This window comes from Flavobacterium daemonense, assembly GCF_007341385.1.
Taxonomy (GTDB): Bacteria; Bacteroidota; Bacteroidia; order Flavobacteriales; family Flavobacteriaceae; genus Flavobacterium; species Flavobacterium daemonense.
In genome coordinates, this window is sequence record NZ_VJYD01000008.1 from 20995 (window position 1) to 36830 (window position 15836).

16 protein-coding genes and 1 tRNA gene are annotated in these 15836 nt (G+C 33.5%); 13 read left to right on the top strand and 4 right to left on the bottom strand.

The window, feature by feature from the left end:
• The first annotated feature begins 130 nt into the window (after positions 1–130).
• The gene (locus FND99_RS11655; protein WP_115888982.1) at positions 131–535 is read left to right on the top strand and encodes an acyl-CoA thioesterase; all 405 of its coding nucleotides are present in this window, start codon (positions 131–133) and stop codon (positions 533–535) included.
• Positions 536–566: 31 nt separating this feature from the next.
• On the opposite strand, the gene FND99_RS11660 is transcribed toward FND99_RS11655, so the two are convergent.
• From FND99_RS11660 to ribD, 3 genes are all read right to left on the bottom strand, one after another.
• Complete coding sequence (locus tag FND99_RS11660; RefSeq protein WP_144338144.1) at positions 567–1199, bottom strand: IMPACT family protein; 633 nt, start codon at positions 1197–1199, stop codon at positions 567–569.
• 186 nt (positions 1200–1385) lie between these two features.
• On the bottom strand, positions 1386–1988 hold the full coding sequence (locus tag FND99_RS11665; protein WP_144338145.1) for an HAD-IA family hydrolase: 603 nt from the start codon (positions 1986–1988) through the stop codon (positions 1386–1388).
• Positions 1981–3030, bottom strand: coding sequence for a bifunctional diaminohydroxyphosphoribosylaminopyrimidine deaminase/5-amino-6-(5-phosphoribosylamino)uracil reductase RibD (gene ribD, locus FND99_RS11670; RefSeq protein ID WP_144338312.1), 1050 nt, complete (start codon positions 3028–3030; stop codon positions 1981–1983). The genes FND99_RS11665 and ribD overlap by 8 nt, the downstream gene beginning before the upstream one ends.
• A gap of 109 nt (positions 3031–3139) precedes the next feature.
• Between ribD and FND99_RS11675 the strand changes: the two genes are divergently transcribed.
• Both FND99_RS11675 and prmC read left to right on the top strand, forming a co-directional pair.
• A complete protein-coding gene (locus FND99_RS11675) occupies positions 3140–3625 on the top strand; it encodes a GNAT family N-acetyltransferase (protein ID WP_144338146.1) in 486 nt (161 codons plus the stop codon).
• 79 nt (positions 3626–3704) lie between these two features.
• The gene (prmC, locus tag FND99_RS11680) at positions 3705–4571 is read left to right on the top strand and encodes a peptide chain release factor N(5)-glutamine methyltransferase (protein WP_144338147.1); all 867 of its coding nucleotides are present in this window, start codon (positions 3705–3707) and stop codon (positions 4569–4571) included.
• A gap of 64 nt (positions 4572–4635) precedes the next feature.
• On the opposite strand, the gene FND99_RS11685 is transcribed toward prmC, so the two are convergent.
• Positions 4636–5880 carry an ABC transporter permease gene (locus FND99_RS11685; RefSeq protein ID WP_162615552.1) on the bottom strand — a complete coding sequence of 415 codons (1245 nt, stop codon included), beginning with the start codon at positions 5878–5880 and terminating at the stop codon, positions 4636–4638.
• Between the two features lie 238 nt (positions 5881–6118).
• On the opposite strand from FND99_RS11685, the gene hisS reads away from it, so the two are divergent.
• From hisS to FND99_RS11735, 10 genes are all read left to right on the top strand, one after another.
• On the top strand, positions 6119–7546 hold the full coding sequence (gene hisS / locus FND99_RS11690) for a histidine--tRNA ligase (protein WP_144338148.1): 1428 nt from the start codon (positions 6119–6121) through the stop codon (positions 7544–7546).
• A 275-nt stretch (positions 7547–7821) separates the two neighbouring features.
• Positions 7822–7892, top strand: a tRNA-Trp gene (locus tag FND99_RS11695).
• Between the two features lie 488 nt (positions 7893–8380).
• Positions 8381–8959, top strand: a complete 579-nt coding sequence (locus tag FND99_RS11700) for a nucleotide exchange factor GrpE (RefSeq protein ID WP_144338149.1) — start codon at positions 8381–8383, stop codon at positions 8957–8959.
• 69 nt (positions 8960–9028) lie between these two features.
• On the top strand, positions 9029–10135 hold the full coding sequence (dnaJ, locus tag FND99_RS11705; protein ID WP_144338150.1) for a molecular chaperone DnaJ: 1107 nt from the start codon (positions 9029–9031) through the stop codon (positions 10133–10135).
• Between the two features lie 164 nt (positions 10136–10299).
• Positions 10300–11229: an ABC transporter ATP-binding protein gene (locus FND99_RS11710; RefSeq protein ID WP_144338151.1), complete on the top strand. Its 930-nt coding sequence runs from the start codon at positions 10300–10302 to the stop codon at positions 11227–11229.
• 91 nt (positions 11230–11320) lie between these two features.
• Positions 11321–12637: an ABC transporter permease gene (locus FND99_RS11715; RefSeq protein WP_144338152.1), complete on the top strand. Its 1317-nt coding sequence runs from the start codon at positions 11321–11323 to the stop codon at positions 12635–12637.
• Between the two features lie 194 nt (positions 12638–12831).
• Positions 12832–13995 carry a sigma-54-dependent transcriptional regulator gene (locus FND99_RS11720; protein WP_144338153.1) on the top strand — a complete coding sequence of 388 codons (1164 nt, stop codon included), beginning with the start codon at positions 12832–12834 and terminating at the stop codon, positions 13993–13995.
• Positions 13996–14095: 100 nt separating this feature from the next.
• On the top strand, positions 14096–14758 hold the full coding sequence (locus tag FND99_RS11725; protein WP_144338154.1) for a DEAD/DEAH box helicase: 663 nt from the start codon (positions 14096–14098) through the stop codon (positions 14756–14758).
• 21 nt (positions 14759–14779) lie between these two features.
• Positions 14780–15589, top strand: a complete 810-nt coding sequence (locus FND99_RS11730; protein WP_246074209.1) for an alpha/beta hydrolase — start codon at positions 14780–14782, stop codon at positions 15587–15589.
• 16 nt (positions 15590–15605) lie between these two features.
• On the top strand, positions 15606–15824 hold the full coding sequence (locus FND99_RS11735; protein ID WP_026727963.1) for a putative signal transducing protein: 219 nt from the start codon (positions 15606–15608) through the stop codon (positions 15822–15824).
• Positions 15825–15836: the final 12 nt, after the last annotated feature.

Consider the following 15836-nt stretch of genomic DNA (forward strand, 5'->3'; position numbering starts at 1 on the left):
AATTTTTCCGTATTTCGGGATAACAAATATGTGAACAAATTTCTGTAAAAAAAAATATTTTGGGGTCTAATTTTATAAAAAAATGTTGTAAGTAAACTTTTTGAAGTTAATCTTTTTTAATCTATAAATAATGAAAAATCATCAAACGCAAGTGCGTGTCCGATACTCAGAAACGGATCAAATGGGAGTTGTTTATCACGGAAATTATGTGCCTTATTTTGAGATTGGACGCGTGGAATGGCTTAGAAATAAAGGGATTTCGTATGCTAGCATGGAAGAAAGCGGTATTGGATTGCCAATTGTTTCGATGCAAATAAATTATAAAAAATCGGCGCGTTATGATGAACTGCTTACGATTCACACAACCTTCAAAAGTCAGTCTTCTGTCAAGATTGAATTCGACTGCGCAATCTATAATGAGGCAAATGAGTTATTAACAACAGCAGTGTTTATTTTAGTATTTATTTCGTTAAAAACGGGTCGTCCAACTGCACCTCCAGATTACATTTTAGAATTATTTAAAACACTGGTATAATTGTTAAAATCAGCTATGTTTTTATATCGATTTATATAATTTTAATATCGATTTCAAACATTAAATCAAAAATGTCGAATACAGATTCGGCATTTTTTTTTCGCGTTTTGGTGATTATTTTTCCAATTGGAAGTTCAGAATTTTCATCAATTTCCATTTCCTGAGACGTAATTTCCAGTTTTTTTTCTTTGATGACTCGCATTACTTTGTTCATGTTTTTATAATCAAAAGAGATTAAAAAATGAACGTCAATTGTTTTTTCAACAATTTCACAAATGTCAAGGGTCATTTGTGCCGTTGTTCTATAAGCAGTAATCAAACCTCCGACTCCTAGTTTTGTGCCACCAAAAATACGAACCACGACTACAAGAATATTGGTTAACCCAAAAGACTGAATTTGTCCGTAAATAGGTGCGCCCGCTGTATTGCTAGGTTCGCCGTCATCATTTGCTCGATATGATATTTTTGGCGCTGTGCCTAATTGATACGCATAACAGAAATGTACGGCATGCGGATGCTGTTTTTTTAGATCTTCAATAATTGGTTTTACCTCGTCTTCGCTTTCAATAGGAAAAGCATAGCCAAAGAATTTGCTTCCTTTTTCTTTAAAAAGAATCTCTTCAGATTCAAATGCTATGGTTTGATAAGTATCGTTATATTCCAAAATTAAAATTCTAAATTTGTTTTGTTTGCCACAGATTTAATGGATTTGAAAGATTTTTTTTCGCCACGAATTACACAAATTTCCGCGAATTTTAATTTCCGTTTTTAAACCTATTCAATTAGTGAAAATTTGTGTAATTCGTGGCAATATATTTTTGAATCCTTTTAATCTGTGGCTAAAATAGTTTTATAATATTCCCTTGCTAAACAAATCCACAACATCTTCTTTTCCAACTTGCAAATTCCAAACTTTAATTCCTAAAGTTGCAGCACTGTCTGTGTTTTCTGTTTTATCATCAACAAATAAAGTGTTTTCTGGAACTAAATTGTGTTTGTCAAGTAAAACTTGGTAGATTTTTGGATTTGGTTTTCGCAATCCCATTTCAAATGAAAAATAAACTTTTTCAAAACAGTTGTAAAAATCAGTGTAAAACCGAATGCCGACAGTTTTTTCAAAAGTGGCAATATGAATAGCATCTGTATTGCTTAATAAAAACAGGCGGTATTTTTTTGAAAGTTCTTTTAAGAAATCCAATCGATAGGAAGGAAAATCGGCTAAAACGGCGTTCCAAGCAGCTAGGATTTCTTCTAAGGAAGCATTTGGAAGCTCTTTTTGAAATCCGCCTACAAAATCATCGTACGAAACATCACCCGTTTCAAACAATAAATTCAAACGATCCATTTCTGAACTCCATTCGGTCATACCTAATTTTTGCAATCCCGAAATAGTTTCTTGTTTGTTCAAATTGATAAAAATATCGCCAAAGTCAAAAATAATTGTATCAATCATGGTTTCTAATATAAAGTAATTCGTCGCTTTGAATATTGGTTTTGATGGTGTTTTTCTTCGTAATAATCGGTGCTTTTACGCCTTTTTCAAAATTGGTTTTTCCGATAAAAATTCGAGCTTCGTCCCAAATATTTTCATCAATAAACGATTGTAAAGTTTGTCTTCCGCCCTCAATAATTACTGATTGAATTTGATGTTGATACAAAACATTTAAAATCTCGGAAATCGTATTTTCATTAAAATCGATTTTTTCAAAAAAGGTATTTTCGGTTGAGGAATTGTTTTCTTCTTTTGTAAATACAATTGTTTTAACGCTGTCGTCAAAAATAAAACTGTCTTTTGAAATTCGGTTATTTTGATCCAAAACCACTCTTACGGGATTATTTCCTGACCAATCTCTAGTGTTCAATTTTGGATTGTCATCAATAACAGTCTGCGTTCCAACTAAAATAGCTTGTTCTTCGCTTCGCCATTTGTGAACTAATTGTCTAGAATATTGATTGGTTATCCAGATCGGTTTACGCTCTTGATCGGTTAGTTTTTCAGGTGCCAAAAATCCGTCTTGACTTTCTGCCCATTTTAAAATAATATAGGGATGCTTTTTTTGATGAAAAGTAAAAAAACGTTTATTGAGTTCATGGCATTCTTTTTCTAAAATACCAACTGTAACATTTGCACCGTTTTCAAGAAGTTTTTTAATTCCTCTTCCAGCTACTTTTTCATTTGGATCAACAGTTCCAACAACAACATTCGGAATTTCATTTGCAATTATCAAGTCGCAACAGGGAGGTGTTTTTCCAAAATGTGAGCAAGGTTCTAAGCTCACGTAAATTGTTGCTTTTTTTAGCAATGATTTATCTTTTACAGATTTTACGGCATTTACTTCGGCGTGTGGTTCGCCAGCTTTTTTATGCCAACCTTCGCCAATAATTTTGCCATCATAAACGATTACACTTCCCACCATCGGATTTGGATACGTTGTTCCAAAGCCATTTTGTGCTAGTTCGATACAGCGTTTTATGTATTTCTCATGTATATTCACACTGCAAAAGTAGTTATTTTTGACTTTAGTCATAATAGTTCTCGGGATTGTTAAGAAACTATCAAAAAAGTATTTTTACTTTTGTAGTGATATTACACGATAAAAAATTATGAAAAATTGCATAATACGAGCAATTAAAAAAGAAGATAACAAAGCTGTTGCTCAATTAATACGTTCTGTTTTTGATGAAATGGAAATCCCAAAAGTAGGCACTGCATACGCTGATCCTTATCTTGATTTAATGTTTGAAGAATACAATAAACCAAAATCGGTTTATTTTGTTGTTGAAAATGAAGGTGAAATTGTGGGTTGTTGCGGAATTTCGCCTCTAGAAAATGGTGCTCCAGAAATTTGCGAACTGCAAAAGATGTATTTTTTGCCAAAAACTCGTGGACTTGGAATTGGAAGTCAAATGATGGAGAAATGCCTGAATGAAGCAAGAAATTTTGGCTTTAAAAAATGCTATATTGAAACAATGCCATTTATGCATGCCGCACAAAAATTATATAAAAAATCAGGTTTTGAATATTTAGATGCTCCTTTAGGATGTACTGGGCACAGTTCTTGCCCGGTTTGGATGTTGAAAGTTTTGTAAAACCATGTAACAAATTAGTTATTTCGATACTTATTTGGAAGAAAACAGCTTTTGCTGAAAAAATTCTCAGAGACCAAAAATGAAAATCAAACAATACCGCACTCAGTTTATAAAAGAATTATCGCCTTTTTATGATGCATACGAAGCGGAGAGTTTTTTTTATTTAATTTTAGAAGACAAGCATAAATTACGCCAGATCGATTTAGCTTTAAATCATGAGCTAAATTTTTGTGAGAAAGATTTTGTGGTTTGGGATATGCTGTTGGATCAGCTGAAAAAAGAAGTTCCGATTCAGTATTTGCTAGGAAAAACCAGCTTTTATGGTTTGGATTTTGAGGTTAATGAAAATGTTTTGATTCCGAGGCCAGAAACGGAGGAATTAGTGGAATGGATCATCAACGAAAATAAAAAAGCTGACAAATCTAAAGAATTAAAAATCCTAGATATTGGAACCGGAAGTGGCTGTATTGCAATTTCATTGGCTAAAAATCTACCGAATGCAAAAGTATATGCAATTGATGTATCTAAAAAAGCATTGGATACCGCTAAACGAAACGCTATAAACAATAAAGTAGAGGTGACGTTTATGCTTAAGAATATTCTGGAATTGGATATCTTGAAATCAGATTATGATATTATTGTTTCAAATCCTCCTTATGTTCGAAATTTAGAGAAAGTCGAAATCAAAAAGAATGTTCTGGATTTTGAGCCACATTTGGCTTTGTTTGTAGATGATAACGATGCTTTGATTTTTTACAGAAAAATAGCTGAATTGGCTCAGAAAAATCTTTTAGAAAAAGGACAATTATATTTTGAAATCAATCAATATTTAGGCAAAGAAATGATCGAATTGCTTGAAAAAATGAATTTCAAAAACATCGAACTCCGCAAAGATATTTACGATAACGACCGAATGATTTCCTGCAAGGTTTTCAAAACCTTGTAGGTATTGTTTGTATTGCCGATAACTTTACACCTACAAGGTTTTGGAAACCTTGCAGGAGCTTAAACTATTCATAGCGCAAAGCCTCAATTGGGTCTAATTTGGAAGCTTTTATTGCTGGATATAATCCTGACACAATTGCAACAGTAAAACTGGTTGCAAAAGCTGCGAAAATCGCGCCCCACGGAATCACAAATGAAAATTTCATAGCCGTTGCTAGCGCAAAACCAATTAAAATTCCGATAACAATTCCAACTAATCCGCCAATTTGTCCAATCAATAAAGTTTCGATAAAAAACTGAAACGAAATAGTCGATTTTGTTGCTCCTAATGCTTTTCGAACTCCAATTTCACGTGTACGCTCCGTAACCGAAACGATCATAATATTCATCAAAGCAATTGACGAACCTAGAATCGTAATAATAGAAATTATCCAAGAAGCCCAACCTAAATATTGCGTAATTCCAAGAATTCGGTTGATTAAATCGTCGCTTCGTCCAATTCCAAAATTATTGTCGCGAACGGGATTTAATTTACGAACTCTACGCATTACACTTGTTGCATTGTCAATTGCGGGATCTAAAAGTTCTTTTTTAGAAACCATGACACTTACTGTGTAATTGATATTTGGCGCCGTAAATAAAGAACGCGCCACTTGAATCGGGATTAAAACTCTTAAATCTTGGCTGTTTCCAAAAGTCGAACCTTTCTCTTTTAAAACGCCGATTACTTTGAATCGCGCTCCTCGAATTGAAATAATTTTGTCGATTGGATTGACATCTTTCAGCAAACCTTTTTCAAAATCAGAACCAACGATGCAAGAATAGGTATTGTTGTCAATATCAAATTGGTTAAAAGAACGTCCTAAAGTAGTTTCTAAGCCTGAATTTGATATAAAATGCTCGTCAACGCCTAAAACTTTTATTTCTGGATCTGTTTTTTCGTCTAGAAATTTAACTTCTGCTTTTGAAGTTGCTGTAAAAGAAAGAGAAGTTTCGGTAAATGGATATTTGTATTTGTTTTTGAAGGCAACCGCTTCTGGATAAGAAATGATCGGATTTACGATTTCACGCTCTTTTCCGCCACGATTTTTCAGATTGTTTTCGTATTGATTGATATTGAAAGTGTTGGCGCCCATTGAAGCAAAATTGGTCGAAACGGTATTTTCTAAAGCCGTAACAACAGTCAAAATTCCGACCAAAGCGGTAATCCCGATGGCAATAATTAAAACGGTAAGAATGGTTCGAAGAATTTGTGTTTTGATGGAACCAAAAGCAATTCGGATATTTTCTTTAAATAATTTTAGCATCATGACCAATTTGTCACGAAAATACGGTTTTTGTTACAAGTTTGTTTTCGAACCGCTATTATTTATTTTAAAAAGTAAGATATTTGCAAACTTATTTAAGTCGAAAGTTGGAAAGTCATAAAGTCGAAAGTCTGAAGCACCAGCAATCAAAAAATAGAAATAAATTAACTTTAAAGGTTTTTGAATTTAAGTTTCAAAAGAAATCTAAAATCCAAGATCTAAAATCTAAAATAAAAAAAAGATGGCTTCAAAACCAAGTATTCCAAAAGGAACCAGAGATTTTTCGCCTGCAGAGGTGTCAAAACGTCAATATATTATTCAGACAATAAAAGCTAATTTCGAGAAATTTGGTTTTCAGCCAATCGAAACGCCTTCGTTTGAAAATTCAGATACGTTGATGGGGAAATATGGAGAAGAAGGAGATCGCTTGATTTTTAAAATCTTAAATTCTGGTAATTTTTTCTACAATAAAAGCAAAATTGAATTGCCACAATCAATTGAAGAATTGCAAATCAATTCGGCTGAAAAAATCAGTTTAGAACAAAGAATAGAACTGAATAAATTCACCGGAAAAATTTCTGAGAAAGCCTTGCGTTACGACCTGACAGTTCCTTTTGCAAGGTACGTCGTACAGCACCAAAGCGAAATTGAATTTCCTTTTAAAAGATACCAGATTCAACCAGTTTGGAGAGCTGATAATCCGCAAAAAGGGCGTTTTAGAGAATTTTTTCAATGTGATGCCGATGTTGTGGGGTCAAAATCATTGTGGCAAGAAGTTGAATTGGTTCAATTGTATGATACTGTTTTCACTTCTCTAGGTTTAGAAGGCGTAACCATCAAAATCAATAACCGAAAAATATTATCTGGAATTGCTGAAGTTATTGGCGCTTCAGATAAATTAATTGACTTTACAGTTGCTCTTGATAAATTGGATAAAATTGGAGAAGATGGGGTAAAGAAAGAAATGATTGAAAAAGGAATTTCTAAAGAAGCTTTGGTAAAAGTACAGCCACTTTTTAGCTTCAGCGGAACTTTTGCAGATAAAATCAATCAACTTTCAGAATTGTTGTCTTCATCAGAAGAAGGAATGAAAGGTGTAGAGGAATTGAAATTTATATGTGACAATGTTGCAGATTTAGGTTTGGCAACTGCAATTTTAGACTTAGATGTGACTTTGGCACGCGGTCTAAATTATTATACCGGGGCAATTTTTGAAGTTGCAGCGCCAAAAACAGTTGCAATGGGATCTATTGGCGGTGGCGGAAGATACGACGATTTGACTGGTATTTTTGGTTTGAAAAACATGAGTGGTGTCGGAATTTCTTTTGGGTTGGATAGAATCTATTTGGTTTTAGAAGAATTACAATTGTTTCCAGAAACTGTTGCGGCAACTTCAAAAGCGATTTTTATCAATTACGGAGATAAAGAAGCTTTGTATGCTTCAAAAGCGATTCAGAAATTAAGACAAGAAAATATAAAAGTGGAATTGTATCCTGACAATGTAAAAGTTGGAAAACAATTTCAATATGCAGATAAACGCTTGATTCCGTTTGCAGTAATTGTTGGCGATCAAGAAATTGCTTCAAATACTTATTCACTTAAAAACTTAGTGTCAGGTGAACAGGTTTCTGTTGACTTTGAAGGATTGAAAAACGCATTACTGGCATAAGAATTTAACGGCAAAGTGCGCTAAGATTTAATTTCATTTCGCGCATAAAAAACACAAAGTTCGCAAAGCTGAATCAATACAAAGCTTTGCGAACTTTATATTTTATAAAAATCAGACTTTTAAAAATTTTAGCGCACTTTGTAGTTATTTCGCAAAGCTTTGGTAACGATTGTGTTAATGAATTATCACCTCATATAAGCCTAAATATTTTTTAAAATCTGCCTAAAATAGTTGCCGGAGAAGAAAAAATACTTTTAATTTGCCGACCTTAAGTTACGGGCGTAGTTCAAGGGTAGAATAGCGGTCTCCAAAACCGTTGATGGGGGTTCGAATCCCTCCGCCCGTGCAATATTTTTACCGCAAAGAACGCAAGGTTTTTATCTTGGTTCCTTGAAAAAAAAAAACAAAAAGTTCGCAAAGCTAAATTTATATAAAGCTTTGCGAACTTTTTGTTTTATATAGTTTAAAGAGTAAAAAAAACTTTGCGTTCTTTGCGGTAAATTTTTTGCTTTTCAAATTTTTAGTATTGATCAGGCTGCGTAAAAAAAAAGCTTCGGCTGAATGAGGCGAAGCTTTTTTTAATATAAGGTAAATTTGAATTAATAATTATTTATAAGGCCAGAAGCCAACCCTTAAATTCAATTTTGATAGATAATAGATTTGTGATTTATTTACGTCTCAAAGATAAAATAAACTATAACGTAATAGTCTTAAAATTATACTAATTTTTTTTAAGGTATATTTGGATTTTAAAAGGCTCAGTTTTAATAAAGTGACAATTTGACATTTTACAAGATTTGGCAGTACTTTTGCAATCCAACAAAAAGAATAAAAATGAAGTTTAAGAATATTTTTAAAAATAAAAGTAATATGACTACGGAAAATACAGAATTCGATCAGGAATTAGATGATGTAACGTTAGAGAACAATGCCAACGGAGAGCAATTAATTGTTGAAGAATTAAGTGTTGAAGAGCAATTGGCTCAAGACTTGGCAAAAGAAAAAGATAAGTTTTTGAGATTATTTGCCGAATTTGAAAATTACAAAAAAAGAACTTCAAAAGAGCGTATCGATTTGTTCAAAACTGCAAATCAAGAAGTTTTGTTAGCAATGCTTCCTGTTTTAGATGATTTTGACAGAGCGACTGTTGAGATCAACAAATCTGACGATGAAAATCTGAAAAAAGGAGTAGAGTTGATTCATGAAAAGCTGAAAAGTACTTTGGTTTCTAAAGGTTTAGAGCAAGTGGATGTGAAAACTGGTGACGCTTTTAATGCTGATTTTGCTGAGGCAATTACCCAAATTCCAGCTCCATCTGACAAATTAAAAGGGAAAATTGTTGATGTTATTGAAAAAGGCTACAAATTAGGAGACAAAATTATTCGTTTCCCTAAAGTGGTTATCGGAAACTAAAATGCAAATTAAAATTTCAGTTTCATTTTTGGAATTTGGAATTTAGAAATTTGGAATTTAAACCTTATTATGAAAAAAGATTTTTACGAAATACTAGGCATTTCAAAAAATGCTGATGCTGCCGAAATTAAAAAAGCGTACCGAAAAAGTGCTTTGAAATATCACCCTGATAAAAATCCAGGCGACAAAGAGGCAGAAGAAAACTTTAAACTTGCGGCAGAAGCGTATGAAGTTTTGAGCGATCCGCAGAAAAAGGCGAAATACGATCAATATGGTCATCAAGCTTTTGATGGTTCTGGCGGATTTGGCGGCCACGGTGGTATGAATATGGATGACATTTTCAGCCAGTTTGGTGATATTTTTGGAGGCGGATTTGGCGGTTTCGGGGGCGGAGGCGGAGGTCCTCGTCGCGCTAAAGGAAGCAATCTTCGAATTAAAGTAAAATTGACTTTAGAAGAGATTGCAAATGGAGTTGAGAAAAAAGTAAAAGTAAAACGTAAAGTTCAGGCTAAAGGCGTAACGTATAAAACTTGTACAACTTGTAATGGTCAAGGTCAGGTAATGCGTGTAACAAATACTATTTTAGGTAGAATGCAGTCGGCATCGACTTGTCCTACTTGCGGTGGTTCTGGACAAATTTTAGATAAAAAACCTTCTGAAGCAGATGGCCAAGGTATGGTGGTAGAAGACGAAACAGTTTCTATCAAAATTCCAGCTGGTGTTGTTGACGGAATGCAATTAAAAGTTTCTAATAAAGGAAACGATGCGCCAGGAAACAGTATTCCAGGTGATTTGATTGTTGTGATTGAAGAAATTGAACACGAATTTTTGAAACGTGAAGGTGAAAATATTCACTTTGATTTGTATATCAGTTTCCCAGAAGCAGTTTTAGGTGCTTCAAAAGATATTGAAGCAATCAACGGAAAAGTTCGTATTAAATTGGAAGAAGGAATTCAGTCTGGAAAAATCTTAAGATTAAAAGGAAAAGGAATTCCAAGCATCAATGGTTACGGAAGCGGAGATTTATTAGTTCACGTAAATGTTTGGACGCCAAAAACATTGAACAAAGAGCAAAAACAGTTTTTTGAAAATGCTTTAGACAGTGAGCATTTTGCTCCAAGTCCTGAAAAATCAGAAAAATCATTTTTTGAGAAAGTAAAAGATATGTTTTCATAAAACATACTTTTTCTAAAAGATGTAAACAAATATAAAACCCATTCTAACATAAATTTAGGATGGGTTTTTTGCGCATTATTACACAGATTTGCTAGTAATTATTTACTTTTACATTCGCTGAGCCAGAATGGTTAAGAGCGACGCAGAAAAATCCAAAATATAGCATGAGCAACTTACTCGAAGTACATAAAGTCGTAAAACAATACGGTGATTATGTAGCGCTTAACGAAGTTTCATTAAATGTGCCGAAAGGCAGTATCTACGGACTTTTAGGTCCGAATGGAGCTGGAAAAACTTCTCTAATAAGGATCATCAATCAAATTACAATGCCTGATAGCGGCGAGATAATTTTAGATGGTGAAAAATTACAGCCAAAACACGTACAGACTATCGGTTATCTTCCGGAAGAAAGAGGTTTGTACAGTTCGATGAAAGTGGGGGAACAGTGTTTGTATTTGGCACAAATGAAAGGACTTTCTAAAGCTGAAGCTAAAAAGCAATTAGATTATTGGTTTGACCGTCTTGGAATTCAAGGCTGGTGGAACAAAAAAATCCAGGAGCTTTCTAAGGGAATGGCGCAGAAAATTCAATTTGTAGTTTGTGTGCTTCACAAACCTAAATTGCTGATTTTAGATGAACCTTTCTCTGGATTTGATCCTGTAAATGCTAATATTATCAAAGATGAAATTTTGGCTTTGAAAGAACAAGGTTCTACGATTATTTTTTCGACTCACAGAATGGAAAGTGTTGAGGAACTTTGCGAAAATATTGCTCTTATTCATAAATCAAATAAATTGATTGAAGGTAAAGTTGTTGATGTTAAACGCCAATTTAGAACCAACAGTTTTGAAGTTGGGATTTTGACTGACAATGTTGAAGGCTTGATGTATGACATTACTCAGAAATTTACCGTTTCGCCTGCCAGTTTTAAATCTTTGAATGAAGATTTGAAATTGAATATTCAAATAGGGAATTCGGCGCCAAATGAATTGCTGCATCTTTTGACACAACGCGGACAAGTAACGCATTTCGTTGAAAAAATCCCAAGCATAAACGATATTTTTATTCAAACGGTAACAGAAAATAAAGTTTAGATTTCTGTCCCGAAGCTTCGGGATAGATTTTAGAGTGAAGGCCTAAAATCTAAAAATCTAAAGTCAACAATCTAAAATCTAAAATCAACAAATGAGTATTATTTCATTAATTATAAAAAGAGAATTTATTGCCAAAGTCCGCAATAAATCTTTTGTTGTCATGACTTTTTTGAGTCCGCTTATATTTGTGGCGATTGCTGTTTTTATTGGTTATTTGAGTTCGATGAAAGCCGAAACAAAACGCATAGCAATTCATGACGAAACCGGACTTTTTGCTAATGATTTTGTAAAGCAAAACAAGAAAAATGGCGAATATAAATATCTCAATTTATCTGAAATTGATGTAAATGCGTTGAAAGACAGTATTACAAAAGAAAATTTCAGTGGATTAATTGTAATTCCAAAAACAAATAATTCTAAAGATTTAGAAAGCAAAATCGAGTTTATTTCGAATAACAGTCCAAGTATTTCTTTTATTGAAAATACACAAGAGATTATTGGTTCAAAAATTACAAAATTGAATCTTGAAGAAGCAAAACTGGATACTTTAGCAATTCAGAAAGCGCAGTCAAATGTCAATATCCATTTGGTTAAAGCTTCGGGAGAAGAAAGTTTAAAAGGGTTGAATGAAATCAAAATCGCAATTGGTGGTGCTTTTGGTTATTTGATTATGATGTTTATTATCATCTACGGAAATATGGTAATGAGAAGCGTAATTGAAGAAAAAACAAACCGAATTATCGAAATCATTATTTCATCGGTAAAACCATTTCAGTTAATGATTGGGAAAATCGTCGGAACTTCATTAGCGGGAATTTTGCAATTTATGATTTGGGCTATTATTGGCTTGGGATTAATGTTTGCTGCTTCAGCATTTTTTGGCGTGAATGTTGGGCCAACAGCCAGAATTTCACCAGAAATGATGCAATCAGCGCAACATCAATTATCTGGTTCGGCACAAATGTATATTGCTGAATTATGGAATTTGCCAATTGCCAGCATTATAATTGGATTTGTAATTTATTTTATTGGGGGTTATTTCCTTTATAGTTCATTTTACGCAGCAATTGGAGCCGCAGTTGATAATCAAACCGACTCACAGCAGTTTCTTTTGCCAATATTAATGCCATTGATTTTAAGTGTTTATATCGGATTTTTCACGGTAGTAAATGATCCGCACGGAACAATCGCTGTTGTATTTTCGATGATTCCACTTACGTCACCAATAGTTATGTTAATGCGTATTCCGTTTGGCGTGCCGTGGTGGCAAATTGCAATTTCGGTATCATTATTGTTTGCTTCCTTTTTCCTTGTAGTTTGGTTTGCAGCAAAAATCTACCGAATAGGTATTTTAATGTACGGTAAAAAACCAACGTGGAAGGAATTGTATAAATGGTTGAAGTATTAGTTTTTTGAGGTTGCAAAGGTTCAGAGGGACAAAGATTCAAAGGTTTTTTGAATTTTTGTAACTTAGAAAAGCGACTTTAAGAAATGCACTAGAACCAGAAGAAATATTATATAACAGGTTAAAAGGTATAATTGTAGACAAAGATTTTAAACTTTGTACCTATGAACCTTTGCAACTTTGAACCTTAGAAAAAAATGAGTAAAATACTAATTATCGAAGACGAAGCAGCGATCAGAAGAGTTTTGGTAAAAATATTATCAGAAGAAAATGATTCATACCAAGTTGATGAAGCTGAAGATGGTGTTGCGGGACTTGAAAAAATAAAAAACAACGATTACGATTTGGTTTTGTGCGATATCAAAATGCCAAAAATGGATGGTGTTGAGGTTTTAGAAGAAGTAAAAAAAATAAAGCCAGAAATCCCGATGGTGATGATTTCGGGCCACGGCGATATGGAAACGGCAATTCACACGATGCGTTTGGGAGCGTTTGATTATATTTCAAAACCGCCAGATTTAAATCGTTTGTTAAATACGGTTCGTAATGCTTTAGACAAAAAACAATTAGTTGTTGAGAATAAAATTCTAAAGAAAAAAGTCAGTAAAAATTACGAAATGATTGGTGACAGCGAATCAATTGATCATATCAAAGTGATGATTGATAAAGTAGCCCCAACAGAAGCCAGAGTTTTGATTACGGGTCCAAACGGAACTGGAAAAGAATTAGTAGCGCATCAATTACATGAAAAAAGCGAACGTGCTAATTTTCCTTTGATCGAAGTAAACTGTGCTGCGATTCCGAGTGAATTGATCGAAAGTGAATTATTCGGACACGTAAAAGGTGCATTTACATCGGCAGTGAAGGATCGCGCAGGGAAATTTGAAGCAGCTGACAAAGGGACTATTTTCTTAGATGAAATTGGTGATATGAGTCTTTCGGCGCAAGCCAAAGTTTTACGTGCGCTTCAAGAAAGCATGATTACACGAGTTGGTGCCGATAAAGATATTAAAGTTGATGTTCGCGTTGTAGCGGCAACAAATAAAGACTTAAAAATAGAAATTGCCGAAGGTCGTTTCCGTGAAGATTTATATCATCGTTTGGCAGTTATTTTGATAAAAGTGCCGCCGTTGAATGAAAGACGTGATGATATTCCGGCTTTAATCAAGCATTTTGCAGAAAAAATTGCTTCGGAACAAGGAAATGCGGTTAAAGGATTTTCGGCGCAAGCCATACAATTGTTGCAGGAATACGATTGGACAGGAAATATTCGTGAACTTCGAAATGTGGTAGAAAGATTGATCATTTTAGGAGGAAACGAAATCTCTGAAAGTGATGTAAAAATGTTCGCAAGCAAATAAAATTAATTTAATGATTTAAAAATTTAATGATTGAAAGATAATCAGCAGCGATTTAATCTTTTAATTTTTTTTCAATTTTTTAATCTTTCAATCTCAATAGATGAAACTAAAAAAAATAAACGAGAAACTACAGGACGGACTAATTGAAAACGGTTTAACAGAAGCAAATGTTTTGCAGATGGAGACTTTTTCAACAATTAAAAGCGGTGCCGACTGTGTGATTGTTTCTCCAGCGGGAAGTGGGAAAAGTACAACGATTGTATTGAATGTAATTCAGCAATTGGCAGGAAAAACCGAAGAATCGCCACGTGCATTAATCTTCGTTGAAGACAAAGCAAAGGTTTTAGAAATGGTAGAGCTTTTTGAGAAGTACGGAAAATATACGAATCTAGAAGTTTATGGAGTAAACGAAAAAGGCGACATGGATTATGATAAGAATTACATTTCCACCGGAATCGATGTTTTGATTGGAACACCAACAAAACTAAACGATATGTTTAGTACAGCGGGTTACAATGTAAATCGTCTTAAAATGTTCATTCTAGATGATGCTGATCCTATTTTGAAATTGCGCCACGAACCAAAAATTATGCGTATTTCAAATAGTATTGCAAAAACGCAGCGTTTAATTTTTACCGAAACCTTGACAGAAAGAATCGAAATTTTGGCAGATAAAATGCTGATAGAACCTTATTTATTTGATATGGATGAGGAAGGCGAGGATGAACTTGATGAAGAGGAAGACGACGTAGAGGAAGAATAGACTTTTCAGTATATGATAGAAATGATAAAAACATTTAAATTTTTGACGATTGCGCTTCTGGCTTTTTTCGCAATTATTTATATGCTTATTGTTTCTTATGTTTATTTTAATCAGGTTGGGATGGTTTTTCAAAGCCAAGCGCTTCCAAAAGAATATAAATTTAATTATGAAAGTCCATTTGAAGAGCTGAATATCAAATCTTTTGATGGCGTAAATTTAAATGGCCTTTTATTCAAGGCTGAAAATTCTAAAGGCTTAGTATTCTATCTTCATGGAAATGCTGGAACTCTTGAAACTTGGGGTAGCATCGCCAAAAACTACACCAATTTAGGATACGATATTTTTATTCTAGATTATAGGAGTTTTGGGAAAAGTGAAGGAGAAATTGAAAATGAAGAACAGTTAAACAAAGATGTCGCAACGGTTTATAAAAAATTAACGCAACGATATCCTGAAAATAAAATTATTATTGCGGGGTACTCTATTGGATCAGGTTTGGCAACAATTTTAGCTTCAGAAAATAAACCAAAGGCTTTGATTCTTCAGTCTCCTTATTTTAGTTTTACGGAGTTATCAGGAACTAGAGTTCGATTTTTTCCTGATTTTATGAAAAAGTTTCATTTAGAAACGTATCAGTATCTTCCAAAAGTCAAAGCGCCAATTTATATTTTTCATGGTTTGGATGATCAATTAATTCCAGTTAAAAATTCGGTCCGATTAAATAAGATTTTAGGTACTAAAGGTCATTTGTATCTTTTAAAAGGACAAGAACATATTGGAATGAATGAAAATGAAAGTTTTCAAGAACAATTAAAAGTAATATTAAAATAATAAAAAATATAATGTCATGGGATTAATGAAGGTGTTTTCAGGAAGTGAAGTTTTAGCAATTGCTTTGCAGGAAAGATTAGAAGAAGCTGGAGTAGAAACAGTAAAAAAAGATAATATTCAATCCGCTCGTTTGGGAGGTTTTGGCGGAACAGATTTAGCAGTTGAGGTTTTTATTCAAGAAACCGATTTTGCAAAAGCAAATCCAGTTATCGAAGATTTCAGAATGAGTATTTAAATAGTATTCAGT

Bases quoted from the DNA above. Each gene is read 5' to 3' on its own strand.
- FND99_RS11715 (WP_144338152.1), top strand. From the start codon at position 11,321: ATGAGTATTATTTCATTAATTATAAAAAGAGAATTTATTGCCAAAGTC.
- FND99_RS11720 (WP_144338153.1), top strand. From the start codon at position 12,832: ATGAGTAAAATACTAATTATCGAAGACGAAGCAGCGATCAGAAGAGTT.
- FND99_RS11730 (WP_246074209.1), top strand. From the start codon at position 14,780: ATGATAAAAACATTTAAATTTTTGACGATTGCGCTTCTGGCTTTTTTC.
- FND99_RS11675 (WP_144338146.1), top strand. From the start codon at position 3,140: ATGAAAAATTGCATAATACGAGCAATTAAAAAAGAAGATAACAAAGCT.
- prmC (WP_144338147.1), top strand. From the start codon at position 3,705: ATGAAAATCAAACAATACCGCACTCAGTTTATAAAAGAATTATCGCCT.
- FND99_RS11665 (WP_144338145.1), bottom strand. From the start codon at position 1,988: ATGATTGATACAATTATTTTTGACTTTGGCGATATTTTTATCAATTTG.
- FND99_RS11685 (WP_162615552.1), bottom strand. From the start codon at position 5,880: ATGATGCTAAAATTATTTAAAGAAAATATCCGAATTGCTTTTGGTTCC.
- dnaJ (WP_144338150.1), top strand. From the start codon at position 9,029: ATGAAAAAAGATTTTTACGAAATACTAGGCATTTCAAAAAATGCTGAT.
- hisS (WP_144338148.1), top strand. From the start codon at position 6,119: ATGGCTTCAAAACCAAGTATTCCAAAAGGAACCAGAGATTTTTCGCCT.
- FND99_RS11725 (WP_144338154.1), top strand. From the start codon at position 14,096: ATGAAACTAAAAAAAATAAACGAGAAACTACAGGACGGACTAATTGAA.
- FND99_RS11655 (WP_115888982.1), top strand. From the start codon at position 131: ATGAAAAATCATCAAACGCAAGTGCGTGTCCGATACTCAGAAACGGAT.
- FND99_RS11735 (WP_026727963.1), top strand. From the start codon at position 15,606: ATGGGATTAATGAAGGTGTTTTCAGGAAGTGAAGTTTTAGCAATTGCT.
- FND99_RS11700 (WP_144338149.1), top strand. From the start codon at position 8,381: ATGAAGTTTAAGAATATTTTTAAAAATAAAAGTAATATGACTACGGAA.
- FND99_RS11710 (WP_144338151.1), top strand. From the start codon at position 10,300: ATGAGCAACTTACTCGAAGTACATAAAGTCGTAAAACAATACGGTGAT.